The 21,004-nt window shown below is 61.7% G+C and carries 21 protein-coding genes; 15 read left to right on the top strand and 6 right to left on the bottom strand.

Going from position 1 to position 21,004, the window contains the following annotated elements:
- Window positions 1-66 precede the first annotated feature (66 nt).
- From cysN to BHC62_RS26620, 3 genes are all read right to left on the bottom strand, one after another.
- Complete coding sequence (cysN, locus tag BHC62_RS26630) at window positions 67-1,965, bottom strand: sulfate adenylyltransferase subunit CysN (protein WP_029295599.1); 1,899 nt, start codon at window positions 1,963-1,965, stop codon at window positions 67-69.
- Between the two features lie 9 nt (window positions 1,966-1,974).
- On the bottom strand, window positions 1,975-2,892 hold the full coding sequence (cysD, locus tag BHC62_RS26625) for a sulfate adenylyltransferase subunit CysD (protein ID WP_029295601.1): 918 nt from the start codon (window positions 2,890-2,892) through the stop codon (window positions 1,975-1,977).
- 249 nt (window positions 2,893-3,141) lie between these two features.
- The gene (locus tag BHC62_RS26620) at window positions 3,142-3,900 is read right to left on the bottom strand and encodes a Nif3-like dinuclear metal center hexameric protein (RefSeq protein ID WP_029295607.1); all 759 of its coding nucleotides are present in this window, start codon (window positions 3,898-3,900) and stop codon (window positions 3,142-3,144) included.
- A 102-nt stretch (window positions 3,901-4,002) separates the two neighbouring features.
- On the opposite strand from BHC62_RS26620, the gene algW reads away from it, so the two are divergent.
- The 3 genes from algW to BHC62_RS26605 all read left to right on the top strand — a co-directional run bounded on the left by algW (window position 4,003) and on the right by BHC62_RS26605 (window position 8,072).
- Window positions 4,003-5,157, top strand: a complete 1,155-nt coding sequence (gene algW / locus BHC62_RS26615) for a Do family serine endopeptidase AlgW (protein WP_029295609.1) — start codon at window positions 4,003-4,005, stop codon at window positions 5,155-5,157.
- A gap of 74 nt (window positions 5,158-5,231) precedes the next feature.
- A complete protein-coding gene (locus BHC62_RS26610) occupies window positions 5,232-7,340 on the top strand; it encodes a TonB-dependent siderophore receptor (protein ID WP_029295610.1) in 2,109 nt (702 codons plus the stop codon).
- Between the two features lie 12 nt (window positions 7,341-7,352).
- Window positions 7,353-8,072, top strand: a complete 720-nt coding sequence (locus tag BHC62_RS26605; RefSeq protein ID WP_070996798.1) for a DUF4198 domain-containing protein — start codon at window positions 7,353-7,355, stop codon at window positions 8,070-8,072.
- A gap of 95 nt (window positions 8,073-8,167) precedes the next feature.
- On the opposite strand, the gene hemH is transcribed toward BHC62_RS26605, so the two are convergent.
- Both hemH and BHC62_RS26595 read right to left on the bottom strand, forming a co-directional pair.
- Entirely contained in the window at window positions 8,168-9,190 is a 1,023-nt protein-coding gene (hemH, locus tag BHC62_RS26600; protein WP_029295616.1) for a ferrochelatase, read from the bottom strand.
- Between the two features lie 14 nt (window positions 9,191-9,204).
- Window positions 9,205-10,104 carry a TIGR01777 family oxidoreductase gene (locus BHC62_RS26595; protein ID WP_070996797.1) on the bottom strand — a complete coding sequence of 300 codons (900 nt, stop codon included), beginning with the start codon at window positions 10,102-10,104 and terminating at the stop codon, window positions 9,205-9,207.
- 196 nt (window positions 10,105-10,300) lie between these two features.
- On the opposite strand from BHC62_RS26595, the gene BHC62_RS26590 reads away from it, so the two are divergent.
- From BHC62_RS26590 to BHC62_RS26535, 12 genes are all read left to right on the top strand, one after another.
- A complete protein-coding gene (locus BHC62_RS26590; protein WP_070996795.1) occupies window positions 10,301-11,287 on the top strand; it encodes an NAD(P)/FAD-dependent oxidoreductase in 987 nt (328 codons plus the stop codon).
- A complete protein-coding gene (locus BHC62_RS26585) occupies window positions 11,284-11,499 on the top strand; it encodes a TIGR02450 family Trp-rich protein (protein WP_070996794.1) in 216 nt (71 codons plus the stop codon). The genes BHC62_RS26590 and BHC62_RS26585 overlap by 4 nt, the downstream gene beginning before the upstream one ends.
- A 113-nt stretch (window positions 11,500-11,612) precedes the next feature.
- Window positions 11,613-12,572 carry a DUF523 and DUF1722 domain-containing protein gene (locus BHC62_RS26580; RefSeq protein WP_083335493.1) on the top strand — a complete coding sequence of 320 codons (960 nt, stop codon included), beginning with the start codon at window positions 11,613-11,615 and terminating at the stop codon, window positions 12,570-12,572.
- A 3-nt stretch (window positions 12,573-12,575) separates the two neighbouring features.
- On the top strand, window positions 12,576-13,511 hold the full coding sequence (locus BHC62_RS26575) for a MerR family transcriptional regulator (protein ID WP_029295628.1): 936 nt from the start codon (window positions 12,576-12,578) through the stop codon (window positions 13,509-13,511).
- The gene (gene phrB / locus BHC62_RS26570) at window positions 13,512-14,957 is read left to right on the top strand and encodes a deoxyribodipyrimidine photo-lyase (protein WP_070996790.1); all 1,446 of its coding nucleotides are present in this window, start codon (window positions 13,512-13,514) and stop codon (window positions 14,955-14,957) included. It begins immediately after the preceding gene.
- Window positions 14,950-15,372 carry a nuclear transport factor 2 family protein gene (locus tag BHC62_RS26565; protein ID WP_070996789.1) on the top strand — a complete coding sequence of 141 codons (423 nt, stop codon included), beginning with the start codon at window positions 14,950-14,952 and terminating at the stop codon, window positions 15,370-15,372. Before phrB ends, BHC62_RS26565 begins: the two co-directional genes overlap by 8 nt.
- The gene (locus BHC62_RS26560) at window positions 15,369-16,151 is read left to right on the top strand and encodes an SDR family oxidoreductase (protein ID WP_029295635.1); all 783 of its coding nucleotides are present in this window, start codon (window positions 15,369-15,371) and stop codon (window positions 16,149-16,151) included. Before BHC62_RS26565 ends, BHC62_RS26560 begins: the two co-directional genes overlap by 4 nt.
- Window positions 16,148-17,395: an NAD(P)/FAD-dependent oxidoreductase gene (locus tag BHC62_RS26555; protein ID WP_070996787.1), complete on the top strand. Its 1,248-nt coding sequence runs from the start codon at window positions 16,148-16,150 to the stop codon at window positions 17,393-17,395. The genes BHC62_RS26560 and BHC62_RS26555 overlap by 4 nt, the downstream gene beginning before the upstream one ends.
- Window positions 17,392-18,195, top strand: coding sequence for a DUF1365 domain-containing protein (locus tag BHC62_RS26550; protein ID WP_070996784.1), 804 nt, complete (start codon window positions 17,392-17,394; stop codon window positions 18,193-18,195). Before BHC62_RS26555 ends, BHC62_RS26550 begins: the two co-directional genes overlap by 4 nt.
- On the top strand, window positions 18,182-19,453 hold the full coding sequence (locus tag BHC62_RS26545) for a cyclopropane-fatty-acyl-phospholipid synthase family protein (RefSeq protein WP_029295644.1): 1,272 nt from the start codon (window positions 18,182-18,184) through the stop codon (window positions 19,451-19,453). Before BHC62_RS26550 ends, BHC62_RS26545 begins: the two co-directional genes overlap by 14 nt.
- Entirely contained in the window at window positions 19,446-19,925 is a 480-nt protein-coding gene (locus BHC62_RS26540) for a DUF2878 domain-containing protein (protein ID WP_070996782.1), read from the top strand. The genes BHC62_RS26545 and BHC62_RS26540 overlap by 8 nt, the downstream gene beginning before the upstream one ends.
- 54 nt (window positions 19,926-19,979) lie before the next feature.
- Window positions 19,980-20,285, top strand: coding sequence for a YkgJ family cysteine cluster protein (locus BHC62_RS26535; protein ID WP_029295648.1), 306 nt, complete (start codon window positions 19,980-19,982; stop codon window positions 20,283-20,285).
- Window positions 20,286-20,453: 168 nt separating this feature from the next.
- Here BHC62_RS26535 and BHC62_RS26530 read toward each other — a convergent pair whose 3' ends face one another.
- On the bottom strand, window positions 20,454-20,972 hold the full coding sequence (locus tag BHC62_RS26530; RefSeq protein WP_070996779.1) for an acyloxyacyl hydrolase: 519 nt from the start codon (window positions 20,970-20,972) through the stop codon (window positions 20,454-20,456).
- Window positions 20,973-21,004: the final 32 nt, after the last annotated feature.

The raw sequence follows: 21,004 nt of genomic DNA, 5'->3' as shown, positions 1-21,004 counted from the left end.
CCTTTAAAGTGTGAAAAAAAGCCCGCCACCGAGTGATCGGTGGCGGGCTTTTTATGGAGGCGAGGTTTAGATCGCGCCGCGCTGACGCAACAGTTCCAGCACTTGCTTGACGCTGTCTTCCAACGACAGGGCCTGGGTGTCGATCACCAGGTCGGCATTCAACGGCACGTCGTAGGGGAACGACTCGCCAGGGATGTTATCCCCACCGGCAGCGTACAGGCCTTGCGGGTCACGCTCGGCACATACCAGCGGCGATGCCTGCACGTATACGGTGAGCAAACGATCACTGCCGATCAACGCCTTGGCCTGTTCACGGCCTTCGGCGTCCGGCGCCACAAAGGCCGCCAGGGTCAGCAAGCCGGCTTCGTTGAACTGACGCGCCACGTGGGCAGCACGACGCCAGTTCTCGGTACGCCCGGCACGATCCTGCGGCAGACCTTTATTGAGGTCATGGCGCAGGTTCTGCCCATCGAGCACAAACACCGCACGCCCCATATCGAACAACTTGCGCTCGACCGCATAGGCCAGGGTGCTCTTGCCAGCACCCGACAGGCCACTGAACAACACGGTGGCTGGCTGCTGGCCGAAACGCTGGGCGCGTTCTTCGGTGGCCACGTGGGCCAACTTGCCGTGCTGCGCTGCGCTGCCATGGCTGACCGGCGGCGCGATAATCATGCCCGCTGCCACGGTGCCGTTAGTCAACCGGTCAATCACAATAAAGGCGCCGGTGGTGCGGTTGCTGGCGTAACCGTCCAGGGCGATGGCCGCATCGAGGCTGACCTTGACCCGGCCGATCTCGTTCAACTGCAAGGCACTGGCCGGGCCTTCTTCGAGCGTGTTCACATCCACACGATGCACAATGCTGGTGATGGAACCCGGCACGTAGCTGGTGGCGCGCTTGATGTCGTATTTCTTGCCCGGCAGCATCGGCTCCTCGGCCATCCACACCAGCATGGCGTCGAAGGCGTCGGTGACTTGCGGCACGTTGTCGGCATGCACCAGCAGGTCGCCACGGGAGATGTCGATCTCGTCTTCCATGGTCAGGGTCACGGCCTGGCCTGGGCCTGCGTGTTCCAGTTCACCTTCGAAGGTGACGATGGATTTGACGCGGCTGCTCTTGCCCGACGGCAGCACCACGACTTCGTCGCCCTTGTGCACGATGCCGCTGGCCAGGGTGCCGGCGAAACCACGGAAATTCAGGTTCGGACGGTTGACGTACTGCACCGGGAACCGCAGGTCGGTGTAGTTGCGGTCGTTGGCAATCTCGACGGTTTCGAGGATCTCCATTAGCGACTGGCCGGTGTACCAGGGCGAACGCTCGCTCTTGTTCACCACGTTGTCGCCCTTGAGCGCCGACATCGGCACAAAGGCCATGGTGCTCGGCTTGAACGCGATGCCATCGGCAAACTTCAGGTAGTCGGCCTTGATCGATTCGAAAATGCTCTCGTCGAAACCGTTGAGGTCCATCTTGTTGATCGCGATGACGATGTGCTTGATGCCCAACAGCGAAGCAATAAAGCTGTGGCGACGGGTCTGGGTCTGTACGCCGTAGCGCGCATCCACCAGGATGATCGCCAGGTCACAGGTGGAAGCACCGGTGGCCATGTTGCGGGTGTACTGCTCATGGCCAGGGGTGTCGGCGATGATGAACTTGCGCTTGGCGGTGGAGAAATAGCGGTAGGCCACATCGATGGTGATGCCCTGCTCACGCTCGGCCTGCAGGCCGTCGACCAGCAATGCCAGGTCGATGTCGTCACCGGTGGTGCCGACTTTCTTCGAATCGCGGGTGATGGCTTCCAGATGATCTTCGTAGATCATCTTCGAGTCGTGCAGCAGGCGCCCGATCAGGGTGCTCTTGCCGTCATCGACGTTGCCACAGGTCAGAAAGCGCAGCATTTCCTTGCGTTCGTGCTGGCCCAGGTAAGCGAGGATGTCCTCGCTGATCAAATCAGATACGTGCGACATGACAACCCCTTAGAAATAACCCTGACGTTTTTTGTCTTCCATGGAGCCGGCGCCATCGTGGTCGATGACACGGCCCTGGCGCTCGGAAGTTCGCGTCAGGAGCATTTCCTGGATGATGTCCGTCAGCGTCTCGGCTTCGGACTCCACCGCGCCCGTCAACGGGTAGCAGCCAAGGGTACGGAAACGTACTTTCTTTTTGACGATACGGGCTTTGTCTTCGTCGGACAGGTGCTCGAGGATGCGCTCGTCGTCGATCATGATCAGCGTACCGTTCTTCTCGATCACTTCCCGTTCGGCGGCGAAGTACAGTGGCACGATGGGGATGCCTTCGAGGTAGATGTACTGCCAGATATCCAGTTCGGTCCAGTTGGACAGCGGGAACACGCGGATCGACTCGCCCTTGTTGACGTTGCCGTTGTAGACGTTCCACAGCTCCGGGCGCTGGTTTTTCGGGTCCCAGCGATGCTTGCTGTCGCGGAACGAGTACACGCGCTCTTTGGCACGGGATTTCTCTTCATCGCGACGGGCGCCGCCGAATGCTGCGTCGAAACCATACTTGTCCAAGGCCTGCTTGAGGCCTTCGGTCTTCATGATGTCGGTGTGCTTGGCGCTGCCGTGGGTGAACGGGTTAATGCCCTGCGCGACGCCATCCGGGTTGACGTGGGTGATCAGTTCCAGGCCCAGTTCCTCGACCATGCGGTCGCGGAATTTGTACATCTCCTGGAATTTCCACTGGGTGTCCACATGCATCACCGGAAACGGCAGCTTGCCCGGGAAGAATGCCTTGCGCGCCAGATGCAGCATCACGGCGGAGTCTTTGCCGATGGAGTAGAGCATTACCGGGTTGTCGAACTCGGCGGCAACCTCACGGATGATGTGGATGCTCTCCGCCTCCAGCTGTTTCAGATGCGTCAGTTTGTCGACCATGGCTACTCACGGAAAAACGATTCTTTTTGGACGGCCTGCGGGCCGTGTTCGAGCGGGGCATGCTAGCACAGCACCTTCTTCTATTCAGGGAGCCAGCTAGATCGAAACGGTATATGGATATACCGCCTCGTTTGGCCGTACATCGCCCCGTAGGAGCCGCCTTGCCGGCGATGGCGTCCTTGAAATCAACGCATGACTCAAGGGCCTCATCGCCGGCAAGCCGGCTCCTACAGTGGACGCAATGGAGGCTTAGATCGGGTTGGGGCAGTCGATGAACAGGTGTTCCAGGGCAAAGCGCCGGGCCAGGTAGTCGCCCAGGGCCTGCACGCCGTAACGCTCGGTGGCGTGATGGCCGGCGGCGATGAAGCTGATGTCGTTTTCACGGGCGCTGTGGAACGTCTGCTCTGAAGCTTCGCCGCTCAGGTACAAGTCGACTCCGGCCGCCACGGCCTGGTCGATGTAGCCCTGACCGCCGCCGGTGCACCAGCCCACGCGGCGGATCATCGCGCTGCCTTCGATCAGCAGCGGCTCGCGGCCCATGGCTTCCTGCACACGACGGGCGAAATCGCGCGCCGACAGCGGCTCGGCCAGGGAGCCCACGAGGCCCACAACCTTGAGGTTGTCCGGGTCCAGCGGGCCTTCGACGGTGATGTCCAACTGACGGGCCAATTGCACGTTGTTGCCCACTTCCGGGTGCAGGTCCAGCGGCAGGTGGTAGGCCAGCAGGCTGATGTCGTGCTTGAGCAGGGTCTTGAGGCGGCGCTGCTTCATGCCGGTGATGCACGGGCTTTCGCCTTTCCAGAAATAGCCGTGATGCACCAGCACCAGGTCGGCCTTGGCCTCGACGGCTGCATCGAGCAGCGCCTGGCTGGCAGTCACGCCACTGACAATACGCAACACCTGCGGCCGCCCTTCGACCTGCAGGCCATTGGGGCAGTAATCGGCAATTTTCGCGCTGTTCAAGTAGCGATCTGCTTCTTCAACCAGGGTGCTCAGGGCGACGGCCATAAAAGACTCCTAAATATCCCGTTCAGAGGCGCTCGCGGCCTCGTATAATGCGCGACATTATGGGCGCTCCCGCGCCCCCTGCAACCTGTCAGGACTTACTTGATGCTCAAGGCGCTGCGTTTTTTTGGATGGCCATTGTTGGCCGGCGTGCTGATCGCGATGCTGATTATTCAGCGTTATCCGCAATGGGTCGGCCTGCCAAGCCTGGACGTCAACCTGCAACAGGCGCCGCAAACCAGCGCGGTGCAACAGGGCCCGGTGACCTACGCCGATGCGGTAGTGGTCGCGGCGCCTGCGGTGGTCAACCTGTACACCACCAAAGTCATCAATAAACCGGCGCATCCGCTGTTTGAAGACCCACAGTTCCGGCGCTTTTTCGGTGACAACTCGCCCAAGCAGCGCCGCATGGAATCGAGCCTCGGCTCCGGGGTGATCATGAGCCCGGAAGGCTACATCCTGACCAACAACCATGTGAGCACCGGCGCCGACCAGATTGTGGTGGCCCTTCGCGATGGCCGCGAAACCCTGGCGCGGGTGGTGGGCAGCGACCCGGAAACCGACCTTGCGGTGCTGAAAATCGACCTGAAGAACCTGCCCTCCATTACCATCGGCCGCTCCGAAGGCCTGCGCGTCGGCGATGTGGCGCTGGCCATCGGCAACCCGTTCGGCGTCGGCCAGACCGTGACCATGGGCATCATCAGCGCCACCGGGCGTAATCAGTTGGGCCTCAACAGCTACGAAGACTTTATCCAGACCGACGCAGCAATCAACCCAGGCAACTCCGGCGGCGCGCTGGTGGATGCCAGCGGCAACCTGACGGGCATCAACACCGCGATTTTCTCCAAGTCCGGTGGCTCCCAAGGCATTGGTTTCGCGATCCCGGTAAAGCTGGCGATGGAAGTGATGAAGTCGATCATCGAGCACGGCCAGGTGATCCGTGGCTGGCTGGGGATTGAAGTGCAGCCGCTGACCAAGGAGCTGTCGGAGTCCTTTGGCCTGACCGGGCGCCCAGGCATTGTCATTGCCGGCATCCTGCGCGGCGGTCCAGCGGAAAAAGCCGGGATGCAGGTGGGCGATGTGATCCTCAGCATCGACGGCGAGCCGGCTGGCGATGGCCGTCGTTCGATGAACCAGGTGGCGCGGATCAAGCCTACGGAAAAGGTCGCGATCCAGGTCATGCGCAACGGCAAAGAGATCAAACTCCTGGCCGAAGTGGGGCTGCGGCCGCCGCCAGCACCGGTTAAAGAGCAAGAATAAAGGGCGATCTTAAAGAGATACACTCTCAACAGTCATGTTATATTATTTCAATACTGATATTGGAATGTTAGACCATGACGTCTCGAAAGTTTGCGCCCCTGGCCGGTCTCGCGTTGGGATTGCTGGTGGACCCGGTGTTTGCAGAAGACACCAACACCCTTGAGTTGGGCACCACCAGCATCACCGGCGAGGCGTATGAATCCGCCACCGGCCCGGTCCAGGGCTACCGCGCGACCCGCTCGGCCAGCGCGACCAAGACCGACACGGCCCTGCGCGATATCCCACAATCGATCAGTGTGATTCCCGCCACAGTGCTCAAGGACCTGGGCAGCAACAACGTCGAGCGCGCCCTGGAGTTTGCCGGCGGCGTGTCCAAGCAGAACAACTTCGGCGGCCTGACCCTTTACGAGTACAGCATTCGCGGCTTCACCACCTCACAGTTCTACCAGGACGGTTTCAGCGCCAACCGCGGCTACCCCAGTACGCCGGACACGGCCAATATCGAACGCATTGAAGTGCTCAAGGGCCCCGCCGCCAGCCTGTATGGCCGTGGCGATCCCGGCGGTACCGTAAACATCGTCACCAAGAAACCCCAAGCCGAAGCCTTCACCACCGTACAGACCAGCGCCGGCAGTTGGGATCGCTACCGCACCGCCGTCGATATCAACACCCCGCTGGACAGCGAAGGCCAGGTGTTATCGCGGGTCAACCTGGCGGTGGAAGACAACCACAGCTTCCGCGATCACGTGCAGAGCAAGCGGGTGTTTGTTGCGCCCTCCTTCAGCTGGCAACTGGACCCGGACACCAGCCTGCTGGTGGAGAGTGAGTTCGTGCGCCACAGTTCGACCTTCGACCGGGGCATCGTGGCCCCCAACAACCGTTGGAGCGGCATGTCGCGCTCGACCTTCCTTGGCGAGCCCAACGACGGCGATATCGACAACCACAACAACCGTCTGCAAGCCACCCTCGAGCATCACTTGAACGATGCCTGGAAGCTGCGCCTGGCCAGCCATTACAAACAGGGCAGCCTGTGGGGCGAAGCCTCGGAGAGCCGTGCGCTGAATGCCGATGGCCATACCGTCAACCGCCGCTACCGCCAACGCTCGATGGGGTGGCATGACAGCATCACCCAACTGGAACTGCGCGGCCTGTTCGAGGTGGGCAGTTGGCAGCATGAACTGCTGATCGGCACCGAGTACGAGGACTACCGCAAGAAAGAACGGGTGACCGCCATCGCCGGCAGTTACCCGATTGATATCTACCGGCCGGTCTATGGCCAGCCCAAGCCCAATGGCCAGCGCTCGGGCACTGATTTTTTCACCCAGGTGAAAAGCCAGGCGCTGAACCTGCAAGACCAGATCGTCTTTACCGAGCGCCTGCGCGGTGTGGTTGGCATGCGCCTGGAGCACGTAGAGCAACGTTCAGAGGACTTCACCCGTAACGGGGCCAAGACCCAGAAAACCCACGACGTCATGACGCAGCGGGCCGGCCTGTTGTACCAACTGACCCCGCAAGTGGGCCTGTTTGCCAACGCCTCCACCTCGTTCAAACCACAAAGTGAGCTGGATGCCGCCGGCAATTTCCTCAAGCCCGAGGAAGGCGTCGGTTATGAAGTGGGCATCAAGAGCGAGCTGTTCGACGACCGCCTGAGCACCACCCTCGCCGCCTTCCATATCGAGAAGGAAAACACCCTGGCCACGGACCCGGCCACCGACACCAAGCGCGCCATCGGCAAGGCCCGCAGCCAGGGTTTCGACCTGCAATTGACCGGGCAACTGACTGACGCCGTACGGGTGATTGGCGCCTTTGCCTACATCGACGCAGAAGTAACCAAGGGCGACCAAGACGTGCCCACCGGCAGCCGCATTCTCGGCGTGGCCAAGCGCAGTGGCAGCCTGTTGGGCGTGTATGAGTTCCAGGATGGCGCCCTGCGCGGCTCTGACGTGGGCGCGGCGTTTACTTATGTCGGCGACCGTTCGGGCGAGGCTGGCAAAAGCTTCGAGTTGCCGGCCTACCACACCGTCGACCTGCTGGCCCATTACAAAGCCAGCGATAACGTCACCGTGGGCCTGAATCTCAACAACCTGTTCGACGAAAAGTACTACGAGCGCTCCTACAGCAACTACTGGGTCAACCCCGGAGAGCCGCGCAACTTCACCGTCAGCCTGACCCTCAACCTGTAAAAGGACGTCCCCATGCAAGCGCTCAAATCATTGGCCGTGCTCGGTCTGCTGTTCGCCACCCAGGTCTCGGCCCATGGCCTGTGGACCGAGCAACGCCGGGGCCATATCGAGGTGGTCTATGGCCACGGTGCCGAAGACGAAGCCTTCAAGGCGAAAAAGGTCAGCGGTGCCTGGGCCTATGACCCCAGTGGCCGGATGATCCCGGTGACGGTGCAACGCCTGGACGACCAGGCGCGCCTGCAACCGCTCAAGCCGCCTGCGGTGCTGGCGGTGGCGTTTGATAATGGCTTGTGGTCGCAAACCCCGGACAAGAAGTGGGTGAACAAGGGCCGCAGCCAAGTACCCGGCGCCCTCGAAACCACCCAGGCCCTTAAGTACAGCCTGGCGATCTATCAGGCCGGGGCCAAGTTGCCCAAGCTGGATCAATTGAGGATGGTGATCGTGCCCGAGGTCGATCCGCTCACCGTTGGCCCTGGCAAATCCCTGCCGGTGCGAGTGTTGATCGATGGCAAGCCTGCAGCGGGGATCAAGTTGATTGGCGACTACCGCAGCGCGCCGAACACCTTGAGCACCGAGACCGACAAGGATGGCCGGGCCCAGGTACTGGTGCGCAACGAGGCGTTGAATGTGATTGCGGCGCAGGTGGAAGTACCGGTCCAAGGCGATAGCGAGATCCAGACCCGTGCGCTGTTCAGCTCACTGACCTTCCTCGGCCAACCGCACCACGAATAACCCCCAGTGAACCCATCTGGGAGCTGGCTTGTGCAGGGGCTGGCTTGGGTGGGAGCCAGCTTCCACATCAGCTCCCACACCAGCCCGCTGCCACGCTAAAGGCTGACAGGCGCTCTTTCGCACAAGGTGTTGAGCGCCACCGCCCATTGCGGATCATCATTGAGGCACGGCACCAACACCAACTCCTCGCCCCCGGCTTCGCGGAACTGCTCCAGCCCGCGATCACCGATCTCTTCCAGGGTCTCGATGCAATCGGCGACAAACGCCGGGCACATCACCAACAACTTCTTCACCCCTTGCTGGGCCAATGCCTCCAGGCGTGCCTCGGTGTAGGGTTCGATCCACTTCGCCCGGCCCAGGCGCGACTGGAACGCCACCGACCATTTATCGTCCGGTAGGCCCATGCGCGCAGCAAAGTCACGGGCGACGCTGAAGCACTGCCCGCGATAACACGTCGTGCGCACCTCGGGCGAGGCATTGGCGCAGCAGTCACCACTGCCTTCAAGCGAATGCCCAGGGTTGAGTTTGTTCAGGTGCCGTTCCGGCAGGCCATGGAAGCTGAACAGCAGGTGATCGTAATCCTGCTGCAAGTGCGGCCTGGCACTGGCCACCAGGGCGTCGAGGTATTCCGGCTGGTCGTAGAACGGTTGCAGGATCGAGAACTGCAGGTCGAGTTGCTTATCCCGCACCACCCGTCGCGCTTCTTCAATCACCGTGGTCACGGTGCTGTCGGCAAATTGCGGATACAGCGGCGCCAGCGTGACCTTGCTGATGCCCTGCCCGGCCAGGCGGGTGAGTACACTTTCGATCGAGGGTTCGCCATAGCGCATCGCCAGCTCCACCGGACCCTGCGTCCACTGGGCGGTCATCTGCTGCTGCAGGCGGCGACTGAGGACTACCAGCGGCGAGCCTTCGTCCCACCAGATCGAGGCGTAGGCATGGGCCGACTGCGCGGGGCGCTTGATCAGGATCAGCGACACCAGCAAGCGCCGGACCGGCCACGGCAGGTCAATCACATAGGGGTCCATCAAAAACTGATTGAGGTAGCTGCGCACATCGGCCACCGAAGTGGACGCCGGTGAACCCAGGTTGACCAGTAACAACGCGTGATCCGTCATGCAACATCCTATCTCTAGAGGCGGCTGGACAAGTCGTCCAGGGCCGCGTGCAAATCAGTGAACTGAAAAATGAAACCGGCAGCCAACAGCCGCTCGGGTACTGCCCTCTGCCCCCCCAGCAATAACCCGGACAACTCGCCCAGCCCCAGCCGCAGGGCAAACGCCGGCATGGGCATGAACGCCGGGCGGTGCAGGACCTGGCCCAGGGTCTTGGCGAACTCGCGGTTACGCACCGGCTGTGGCGCGCAGGCATTATAAGGACCGCTGGCGTCAGGTTTATGCAGAAGAAAATCAATCAGGGCGATTTGATCCTTGATATGCACCCACGGCATCCACTGCCGACCATTGCCGATAGGCCCGCCCAGCGCCAGCTTGAAGGGCAGCAACAGCCGCGACAAAAAGCCGCCCTCAGCCGCTAGCACCAAGCCAGTACGCACCAGCACCACCCGCAAGCCAAAAGCTTCGGCACGCTGGGCGGTTTCTTCCCAGGCGATGCATAACTGGCTGGGGAAATCGTCCTGCACCGGGCCGCTGGCTTCGGTCAGCTCACGCTCACCGCCATCGCCGTACCAACCCACCGCCGAGCCGCTGATCAATACCGCAGGTTTGACTGCCAGGCCCTCGAGCCAGGCCAGCAGGGTTTCCGTCAGGCTGATCCGGCTGCTCCACAGCAACGCCTTGCGTTTGTGGGTCCAGAGGCGGTCGGCAATCGGCGCGCCGGCCAGGTTGATCACCGCATCCACCGGCTGCGTTACATCCTGCAAACGGGCGACGCCCTGCACTTGCGCACCGCACAGCGCGGCGACCTGAGTGGGGTTGCGGCTCCAGACCGTCAACCGATGCCCCTGGGCGCTCCAGTGTTGGCAGAGCTGGCGGCCGATCAGACCCGTACCGCCGGTCAGCAAAATGTGCATGAGATCTTCCTCCTGTAACGTTGGCCGAGCGTCGCTGGTCTATTTTATAAGCAGGGATCTTTTTAATCGGCGCAACCTAGGTTTAACCATAGGTCACGCGACACATTCAGGCATGCCGAAACTTATACCAAAAAACAATATTGTACAGCTATTGGTGTCGGCGTAGTCTGTACCCAACGGTAAAACGAGGCCTCCCATGACTGTTCCTATCGCGATCATCGGTACCGGCATCGCCGGACTTTCGGCCGCCCGAGCGCTAAAAGATGCCGGGCACGTTGTACAACTCTTCGATAAAAGCCGCGGCAGTGGCGGGCGCATGTCCAGCAAGCGCAGCGAAGCCGGTGCACTGGACTTGGGCGCGCAGTATTTCACCGCGCGCGACCGACGTTTCGTCAATGAAGTCCAACGCTGGCAAGCCAATGGCTGGGCTGCCGAGTGGGAGCCGCAACTCTACAATTGCCAATCCGGCCAACTGAGCCCCTCCCCGGACGAACAGACCCGCTGGGTCGGCACCCCGCGTATGAGCGCCATCACCCGCGCCCTGCTCGATGACCTGCCGGTGGAGTTTGGCTGCCGTATCACCGAAGTGTTCCAGGGCCAGCAACACTGGAACCTGCTGGACGCCGATGGCGGCAACCACGGCCCCTTCAGCCACGTGATCATCGCCACCCCGGCGCACCAGGCCACCGCTCTGCTGGCGGCAGCGCCGAAACTGGCGAGCACTGCCGCCGGGGTGAAAATGGACCCGACCTGGGCCATCGCCCTGGCCTTCGACACGCCGCTGGATACACCGATGGAAGGTTGCTTTGTACAGGACAGCCCCCTGGATTGGCTGGCCCGCAACCGCAGCAAACCCGGGCGCGATGCTACGCCCGACACCTGGATCCTGCATGCCAGCAGTGCCTGGAGTAAAAAGCACCTGGACCTGCCCAAGGACGCCATTATTGAATTGCTGCACGGCGCCTTTGCCGAATTGCTGCACTGCAGCATGCCGGCGCCCTCCTTCAGCCTCGCCCACCGCTGGCTGTACGCCCGCCCGGCTGGCAGCCATGAATGGGGCGTGCTGGCGGACGCCGACCTGGGGTTGTACGTGTGTGGCGACTGGTGCCTGTCCGGCAGGGTCGAAGGCGCGTGGCTCAGCGGCCAGGAAGCGGCGCGGCGCCTGCTCGAACACCTGCAATGAACCGCATCAACCCGGCGAAATTGCTGCTCTCGAAATGGACAGCCACGCAACCTCGGCACAAGGAAAAACATTTCCTGGTCACCGAATTGTTTCGCGATGACGAAGGCAGCGTGCTGGAGATTGAACTGCAAGCCGTCCTCACCCGCCGTTCAGAGCGCCTGGCCTGGCAAAGCCTGCAAGATGCCGAGCGCTGGAAAATCGGCTGGACGTAAAAACCTGTACAAATAATTTGACTTGTACAGCCTCAGACCTATGATGAGATTAAGTTGTACAGAAATTAAATTCTGTACAGGAATCTTGTAGAGGTTTTGCCATGTCCACCCCTGTGTCCGCCACCGGCAAACCCAAGATCGCCATCAGCGCCTGCCTGCTTGGCGAAAACGTGCGCTTCAACGGCGGGCACAAGCAATCCCCCCTGTGCAGCCAGACACTCGGTGAATACTTTGACTTCGTGCCGTTGTGCCCCGAAGTCGCCATTGGCCTGGGCATCCCCCGCGAGCCGATTCGCCTGGTGGGCGATCCGCAGCAACCGCAGGCCGTGGGCACTGTGCACCGTGAATTGAATGTAACCGCGCCCCTGGACGCCTATGGTCAACAAATGGCCGCCGAGCATACCGACCTGTGCGGCTACATCTTCATGCAGAAGTCGCCGTCCTGTGGCCTGGAACGGGTCAAGGTCTACCGCGACAACGGCACCCCGGTGGATGGCGGCGGGCGCGGCATCTATGCCCAGGCCTTCTGTGCCCGCCACCCCAACCTGCCGGTGGAAGAAGACGGTCGCCTGCACGACCCGGTGCTGCGCGAAAATTTCCTGACGCGGGTGTTTGTGTATGCCACCTGGCAGCAACTGCTGGCAGAGGGCTTGACACGTCACCGCCTGCTGGCCTTCCACTCGCGCTACAAATACCTGCTGATGGCCCACAGCCCGGCCCACTACAAGAGCCTGGGTCATCTGCTGGGCAGCATGGGCAAGGGCTGCGACCTGCAAGCCCTGGCTAGCGACTATTTCACTGAGCTGATGAGCGCACTGAAAAAGTGCGCGACCCGTGGCACCCATTCCAACGTGCTGCAACACATCAGCGGCTACCTCAAGCAAGCCCTCAGCGCCGACGACAAACAAGAAATGCAGACCCTGATCGGCCAATACCGTCACGGCATCGTGCCGCTGGTGGTGCCGCTGACCCTGCTCAAACATCACTTTCGCCAACACCCGGACCGCTACATCGCGCAACAGGCGTACCTGCAGCCCCATCCGGAAAATCTCAGCCTGCGTAATGCGATCTAACCCATGAATGTTTCCCTGCAACACCCAACCCCCCCCGTCGAAGACGTGGCCCAGGCCCTGGAACAAGGCTGGCTGCCGATTCGCGAAGTGGCGCGCCAAACCGGGGTCAACGCGGTGACTTTGCGCGCGTGGGAGCGGCGCTATGGCTTGATCGTGCCCCAGCGCACCCCCAAGGGCCACCGGCTGTTCAACGCCGAACATGTGCAGCGCATCCAGACCATCCTGACCTGGCTCAACCGTGGCGTGCCGGTCAGCCAGGTCAAGCAGTTGATCGACAACGCCCAGCCGGTGGACGACAGCATCGAAAACGAATGGCAGAGCCTGCGCCAGACGCTGGTGCAGGCAATCGCTCAACTGGCCGAACGCCGGGTGGACGATGTGTTCAACCAGGCCATGGCCCTCTACCCACCGCGCACGCTGTGCGAGCAGCTGTTGTTGCCGCTGCTCAAGGAACTGGAACAGCGCTGGCAGGGCCAGTTCGGCGCACAGATGGAGCGGGTGTTTTTCCACTCCTGGCTGCGCAGCAAATTTGGCGCGCGGATGTATCACAACAATCGCCAGCTCAATGGCCCGCCGCTGCTGTTGATCAATCATTCCGACCTGCCGCTGGAGCCGCACCTGTGGCTGAGCGCCTGGCTGGCCAGCAGCGCCGATTGCCCGGTGGAGGTCTTCGACTGGCCGTTGCCCAACGGCGAACTGGCCTTGGCCGTTGAGCATTTGCAGCCGCGCGCCGTGCTGCTGTACTCAAGCAAGGCCATCCATCTGGCGGCCCTGCCGAAACTCTTGAGCGGCACCAACTGCCCGACCCTTATCGCCGGACCAACGGTGTGCATCCACCAGGCCGAGTTGGCGGTATTAACCCAAGACATTCCTCAGTTGTTGCTGGCCGAAGACCCGTTGTCGGCTCATCAACTCCTGATCCAGCGTGGGCTTCTTTAAATGCACCTGATCTGGCTGCGCAGCGATCTGCGCCTGCATGACAACACCGCCCTCGCGGCCGCCTGCCAGCGTGGCCCGACGGCGGCGGTGTACTTGATCACGCCTGGGCAATGGCTGGCCCATGACGACGCACCGTGCAAAATCGACTTCTGGCTGCGCAACCTCAAGTGCCTGGGCCAGGCACTGGGTGAGCTGAATATCCCATTGCTGATCCGCCACGCGGATACGTGGGACCAAGTCCCACAGGTATTGCTGCAGTTGTGCCAGGAGTTGTCGGTCCAGACCGTGCACGTCAACGAAGAGTACGGGATCCACGAGAGCCGGCGTGACGCTGCCGTGGCCCAGGCCCTGGAAGCCCAAGGCCTGGGTTTTTACCGCTATCTGGACCAATTGCTGTTCCAGCCCGGCAGCGTGCTGACCAAGACGGGCACCTACTTCCAAGTGTTCAGCCAGTTTCGCAAGGTCTGCTACAACCGCCTGCACAGCGCCCTGCCACGTCGAGTGCCAACCCCCAAGGCCCAGGCCGCGCTGCCATTGGCCAGTGATGCGGTTCCCGAGCAGGTCAAGGGGTTTGCCCCGCCCAGCGACGCCCTGCGCGCACTTTGGCCGGCCGGTGAAGACGAGGCACAGCGGCGCCTTGAGCAGTTTGCCGACGCTCAGATCAGCTACTACAAGGACGAGCGCGACTACCCGGCCAAGCCCGGCACCAGCCAACTGTCGGCATACCTCGCAGCCGGGGTGGTTTCGCCGCGCCAGTGCCTGCATGCGGCGCTGCAAAGCAACCAGGGTGAATTCGAAAGCGGCGATATCGGCGCCATCACCTGGATCAACGAGTTGCTGTGGCGCGAGTTCTATAAACATATCCTGGTGGGCTACCCACGGGTGTCGCGCCACCGTGCGTTTCGCCCGGAAACCGAAGCCGTGGCCTGGCGCCATGCCCCCGCTGACCTTGCAGCCTGGCAAGAGGCGCGCACCGGCCTGCCGATCATCGACGCCGCGATGCGCCAACTGCTGGAAACCGGCTGGATGCATAACCGCCTGCGCATGGTGGTGGCGATGTTCCTGACCAAGAACCTGCTGATCGACTGGCGCGAAGGCGAGCGCTTTTTTATGCGGCACTTGATCGACGGCGATCTGGCGGCCAACAACGGCGGCTGGCAGTGGAGTTCGTCCACCGGCACTGACTCGGCGCCGTACTTCCGCATTTTCAGCCCGCTGAGCCAGTCTGAAAAGTTCGACGGCGAAGGGCGCTTTATCAAGCAATGGCTGCCGCAACTGGCGGGCTTGAACAAGAAGGAAGTACACAACCCCGACGCCGTTGGCGGGCTGTTTGGCGTGGCCGACTACCCGCGGCCCATCGTCGACCTCAAACATTCCCGTGAGCGTGCGTTGGCGGCCTTTCGTGCCCTGCCCTCACGCCAGGCGGTGGGAGGCGTGTATGAGTGACTTCCTGCGCCAGTTCGCCCAGTCCTTCGCCCGCCTGGACAAGCACAACCTGCACCTGCTCGACAGCCTGTACAGCCAGGACATATCGTTTACCGACCCACTGCATCAGGTCCACGGTATCAGCGCGCTGCAAGCGTACTTCGCCGAGCTTTATAGCAACGTCGAGCAACTGCGTTTTGACTTCCACGCCTTCGACCACGTGGCCGATGGCGAGGGTTACCTGCGCTGGACCATGAGTTTCTGCCACCCGCGCCTGGAGGGTGGCCGACAGATTCAGGTCGAGGGCTGCTCCCATCTGCTATGGCACGACAAGGTTTACCGGCACCGCGATTACTTTGATGCTGGCGCGCTGCTTTACGAACACCTACCGGTCCTTGGCCGGCTGGTCCGTTGGTTGAAAGGGAGAATGGCATGAGCCTGAAATCGCCACGGCGTTATTGGCTGACAGGGGCAAGCAGTGGCATCGGTGCCGCATTGGCCGAAGAGCTGCTGGGCAGTGGTGCGCAGGTGGCGCTGAGTGCGCGCTCCAAGGCGCCACTGGAACAACTGGCCCAACGCTACCCCGGGCAAGTGCTGGTGGTCGCCGGCGACTTGACCAACAGCCAGGTGGTACGGGAAATCGGCGAACAGATCGCGCAAACCTGGGGCGCCCTGGACACCGTGATCCTCAATGCCGGCACCTGCGAATATGTGGATGCCAAGCAGTTCGATGCCTCGATTATCGAACACGTGGTGCGCACCAACCTGCTGGCCAGCAGTTATTGCATCGAAGCCGCGCTGCCGCTGCTGCGTGCCGGGCAAACCCCGCATTTGGTGGGGGTCGCCAGTGCCGTCACCTACCTGCCGATGCCCCGCGCAGAAGCCTATGGCGCGTCCAAGGCCGGCCTGCGCTACTTGTTCGAATCCCTGCGCATCGACCTGTCGCCCGAGGGCATCGACGTCACGGTAGTGAGCCCCGGTTTCGTCGACACCCCACTGACCGAACGCAACGATTTCCCTATGCCCTTGAGCTGGCCGGCCGACAAAGCCGCACGGCATATCTTCGGCAAACTTGAAAAACGCCCACTGGAGATCGCCTTCCCAGCCCTGTTCATCGCCACCCTGTGGCCGCTGTCGAAACTGCCGAACCGCGCGCAACTGATCATCGGCAAACGCATGCTGCGCAGCCCGCCGCCGCACAAGGACAACCTGTGAAAGTCGCGATTATCGGCAGCGGAATTTCCGGGCTGACCAGCGCCTATCTGCTCAGCCGCCGCCATGACATCACGCTGTTCGAAGCCGCCGACCGGATTGGCGGCCATACCCACACGGTAGACGTGACCGTCGACGGCGCACAGTACGCGCTGGACACCGGCTTTATCGTGTTCAACGACTGGACCTACCCCAACTTCATCCGCCTGCTGCAGCAAATTGGCGTGCCGTTCAAGCCGACCCAAATGAGCTTCTCGGTCTGCGCCCCGGAGGAAAACGTCGAGTACAACGGCAATAACCTCAACAGCCTGTTCGCCCAGCGCAGCAATATCCTGTCTCCGGGTTTCTGGGGCATGTTGCGCGACATTCTGCGTTTCAATCGCCAGGCGCCCCTGGATTTGCAGGAACAACGCATCAGCGCGCAGATGACCCTGGGTGAATACTTGCAGGCGGGCAATTATGGCCCGCGGTTTATCCGCCACTACATCGTGCCCATGGGCGCGGCGATCTGGTCGATGTCCCTGGCGGACATGCTGGCCTTCCCGCTGCAGTTCTTCGTGCGGTTCTTCAAGAACCATGGCTTGCTGTCGGTGAATAATCGGCCGCAATGGTGCGTGATCGAAGGCGGGTCCAGCCGCTATATCGAGCCACTGACCCACTCGTTTCGCCAACACATCCGCCTCAACTGCCCGGTACAGAAAGTCGAGCGCACGCCAGAAGGCGCAGTGATCTACAGTGCCGACGGCCGCGAAATCTTCGACAAAGTGATCTTCGCCTGCCACAGCGACCAGGCCTTGGCTTTGCTGGACGATCCCAGCCTGGCCGAACAGCAGATCCTGGGGGCGATAACCTACGCCGACAATGACGTGGTCCTGCACACCGATACGCGCTTGCTGCCCGACCGCCGCCTGGCCTGGGCCAGTTGGAACTATCGGCTGGACGCCAGCACGCACAAGCCGGCAGCCGTCACCTACGCCATGAACATCCTGCAAGGGATCGACAGCGACACCACCTTTTGTGTGAGCCTCAACCAGACAGCGATTATCAACCCGCTGAAAATCCTTGCCCGCTACACCTATGCCCATCCGCAATACAGCCTGGCGGCGGTGGCGGCACAGGCACGCTGGGAAGAATTGCATGGCGCCCAGCACACCTATTATTGCGGGGCCTACTGGGCCAGCGGCTTTCATGAAGACGGCGTGGTCAGCGCCCTGCGCGTGGCCCTGGCGTTTGGGGAAACCCTGTGAACAGCGCCCTCTACAGCGGCTGGATTGCCCATCGGCGGTTTACCCCCAAGGGGCATGCCTTTCGCTATCGCATCGGCCTGCTGTACCTGGACCTCAGCGAACAGGAGCAGGTGCTGGGGCTGTCACCGTTGGCCGGCAGTGGCCGCTTCGCGCCCTTTGCGTTTCGCCAGCAGGATTACCTGCGTGAGTTGACCCGCGATGGCACCTGCTTGAGCGACGCCGTGCGCCAACTGGTCGGCACGACCCTTGGGCATACCCCCCAAGGCAATATCTGCCTGCTGACCCAGGCCCGCAGTTGGGGCCTGGCGTTTAACCCGGTGAGTTTCTTCTACTGCTTCGAGGGCGACGGGCAACTGGCGGCGATTGTCTGTGAAGTGACCAACACCCCGTGGCGCGAGCGCTATCACTATGTGCTGCCCGCCCGGGCCCTGGCGGGCGGCGAGCATCAGCATTTCGCGGTGGCCAAGGCATTTCATGTATCGCCCTTCCTGCCCCGGGACCTGCAATACCGCATGAGCTTCAGCCCGCCCGGCCAGCGCCTGGGGGTGCATATGGCCGACTGGCAAGGCGAGAGCAAGGTGTTCGACGCCACCTTGAGCCTGCAACGCGAAGCCCTCGACCGCGCCAGCCTGCATCGCTACTTGCGGCGCTTTCCGTGGATGACCGCCAAGACCTGCCTGGCTATCTACTGGCAAGCCCTGCGCCTGCTCCTTAAACGCACACCGATTTTCCCCCATCAGGCGGCCGATGACGCCTGTGCAATTGGGTATCCCAAGGATCGCCACCATGAAATCCCCTAGCTTATCGATCAAATCCCAGCGCCTGAACATCAACGGCCTGACCGGCGCGCTGTTGCGCAAAGCCGTGCTACGCCAACTCGGCAAGCTGCGCCATGGCCAACTGGTGGTGATCGAGGACGGTGAACGCCAGGTGTTCGGGGCACGGGAAGCGCATTTGCTGGGTGAGATCCAGATCCTCGACCCGGCCGTGTGGGGCCTGGTGGCTGCCAACGGTTCCATCGGCGCGGGCGAGGCGTTCATTCATGGTTTCTGGAGCAGCCCGGACCTGACTGCCGTGGTACGCGTGATGGTCAGCAACCTTGATGTACTGGACGCCCTCGAGGGTGGCCTGGCCAAGCTGGCCCGCCCCTTCACCCAAGGCTTGCACTGGCTCAACCGCAATACCCGCAAGGGCTCGCAAAAAAACATCGCCGCCCACTACGACCTGGGTAACGACCTGTTCCAGGAGTTTCTCGACCCGACCATGATGTATTCGGCGGCGCAGTTCCTTACCCCCGACGATACGCTGGAGCAGGCACAGCTCAACAAGCTGGAGCGCATCTGCCAGAAACTGGCACTCAAGCCCTCGGACCACTTGCTGGAAATCGGTACTGGCTGGGGCAGCATGGCCCTCTACGCAGCCCAGCAATACGGCTGCCGGGTTACCACGACTACCTTGTCCAAAGAGCAATTTGCCTACACCGAACAGCGCATCCAGGCCTTGGGTTTGCAGAATCAGGTGACGCTGCTGCTGCAGGACTACCGCGACCTGAGCGGGCAGTACGACAAGCTGGTGTCCATTGAAATGATCGAAGCGGTTGGCCATCGTTTCTTGCCCACCTACTTCAAGCAATGCGCACACTTGCTCAAGAGCGACGGGCTGATGTTGCTGCAGGCCATCACCATTCGCGAACAACGCTACGAACAGGCCAAAAGCAGCGTCGACTTCATCCAGCGCTACATCTTCCCCGGCGGCGCCCTGCCCTGTGTGCAGAAAATGTTGCAGATCGTCAGCCGCGACACCGATATGAACCTGCTGCACATGGAAGACTTCGGCCTGCATTACGCGCGAACCCTGCGCTTGTGGCATGAGAACTTTCGCCGCGCCCATGGCCGGCTCACGGAATTGGGCTACGACGAATACTTCCTGCGGTTGTGGGAGTTCTACCTGTGCTACTGCGAGGGCGGCTTTATGGAGCGCACCATCGGCACTGCGCAATTGCTGCTGGCCAAGCCCAGCGCGGTGACACAACCGCTGCTCGGGCGTTTCAATGCTTAAAAACCTGGCCAATGCCGCGCTGTTCCAGTGCGGCTGGTTTGCCTGTGTGATGGGGGGCGACAGCCTGTGGTTATTGCTCGGGCTGGTCGTCCTGGCAATTCACCTGCTGTGGATAACTTCATGGGCCGCTGAGGGGCGGTTGATCTTGAGCGTGACCGTGCTCGGTACCCTGCTCGACACGCTATTGCGCACGTTAGGCGTGTTCGAGTTCAGTGAACCCGGCCCGTTGATTCCTGGGTGGTTGATCTTGCTGTGGGCGTTGCTGGCGACCACCTTGCGCCATTGCCTGGCCTGGAGCGCGCGGCCCTGGTGGCGCGCAAGCCTGCTGGGGGCCGTGGGCGGGCCGCTGTCGTACTACGCCGGCAGCCAGTTGGCAGGCGTGAGCTTCGGATTTGCCACAGCCCCGACCCTGGTGGCAATCGCGCTGCTTTGGGCCGTGGTATTTCCCGGCCTGCACCGGCTCGCGCGCTGACGTCCGTCAGAGCTTTCACACGCATTCGACCGGCTTGCCTTACACTGCGCGTCTATGACCAACATCCCCCACACCCAAATCACCGAACCCGCCGTCACCTGTTCCACGTGCGCAGCCTGCTGCTGTCAATTGGAAGTCATGCTGATCACCGACACCGGCGTGCCTGATCGCTATATCGACACGGACGATTGGGGAGGCGAAGTCATGCTGCGCCTGGACGACGGCTGGTGCGCCGCACTGGATCGCGACACGATGATGTGCACGATCTATGAAAAACGACCGCTGATTTGCCGGGAATTCGAGATGGGCGCGCCGGAGTGCCTTGAAGAGCGCCAGGGGATTGCAACGGTCTACCGCTGATTCTGAAAACGGTGGTGGTCACATGTGGGAGCTGGCTTGTGTGGGAGCTGGCTTGCCTGCGATAGCATCACTGCGGTTTGCCTGAAGCACCGAGTCGTCTGCATCGCGGGCAAGCCCGGCTCCCACACAAGCCCGCTCCTACATGGGTCGGGCTGTGCTTGGGGAGTATCAGAGTGGCATTGTGTAGTTCAACGAATAGCTCTCGATACCATCGTTGTGGCTGCTGATGCCCGCGTTGGAATAGTGCGTGGCACGGATCCCCACCTGGTGCCCGCCGGCGAAGCGCAAGCCAAAGCCCAGCCGATCTTCGAACTGGAAAGCCCCGCCAATGTTGTTGTCTTCCACCTTGCTGCGTGAGAACAACGCCACGCCGATCCCCGCTTCGATATAGGGTTTCACCGACTCACCGGCGAATTCATACACAAACACCGGGGAAAACGACAAGCTGCTAACACTGGCGCGTTCGTCACCATCCCAGAAGGTATAGGCGCCGCTCCAGTAGCCGGTCAGGCGCCCGACATCGCTCTGCAACCAGCTCTTGTCCCAGTCCGATTGCAGGCCCAGGCGATAGGTCATGGTCGAATCGCTTGTATGCCCCACCCCAAATTCCAGGCCGGCAGCCTGGGAAGAAACAGAGTGCCCTACCAAAACGGCCGCAATCGCGGCCAAACAGAACAAGCGCTTCATAAGAAACATCCTTTCCAAACGAAGTTGTATGG

Source organism: Pseudomonas sp. 06C 126 (assembly GCF_001855215.1).
In the GTDB taxonomy this organism is placed as follows: Bacteria; Pseudomonadota; Gammaproteobacteria; order Pseudomonadales; family Pseudomonadaceae; genus Aquipseudomonas; species Aquipseudomonas proteolytica.
This window is presented reverse-complemented; position numbering and strand designations above follow the sequence as displayed.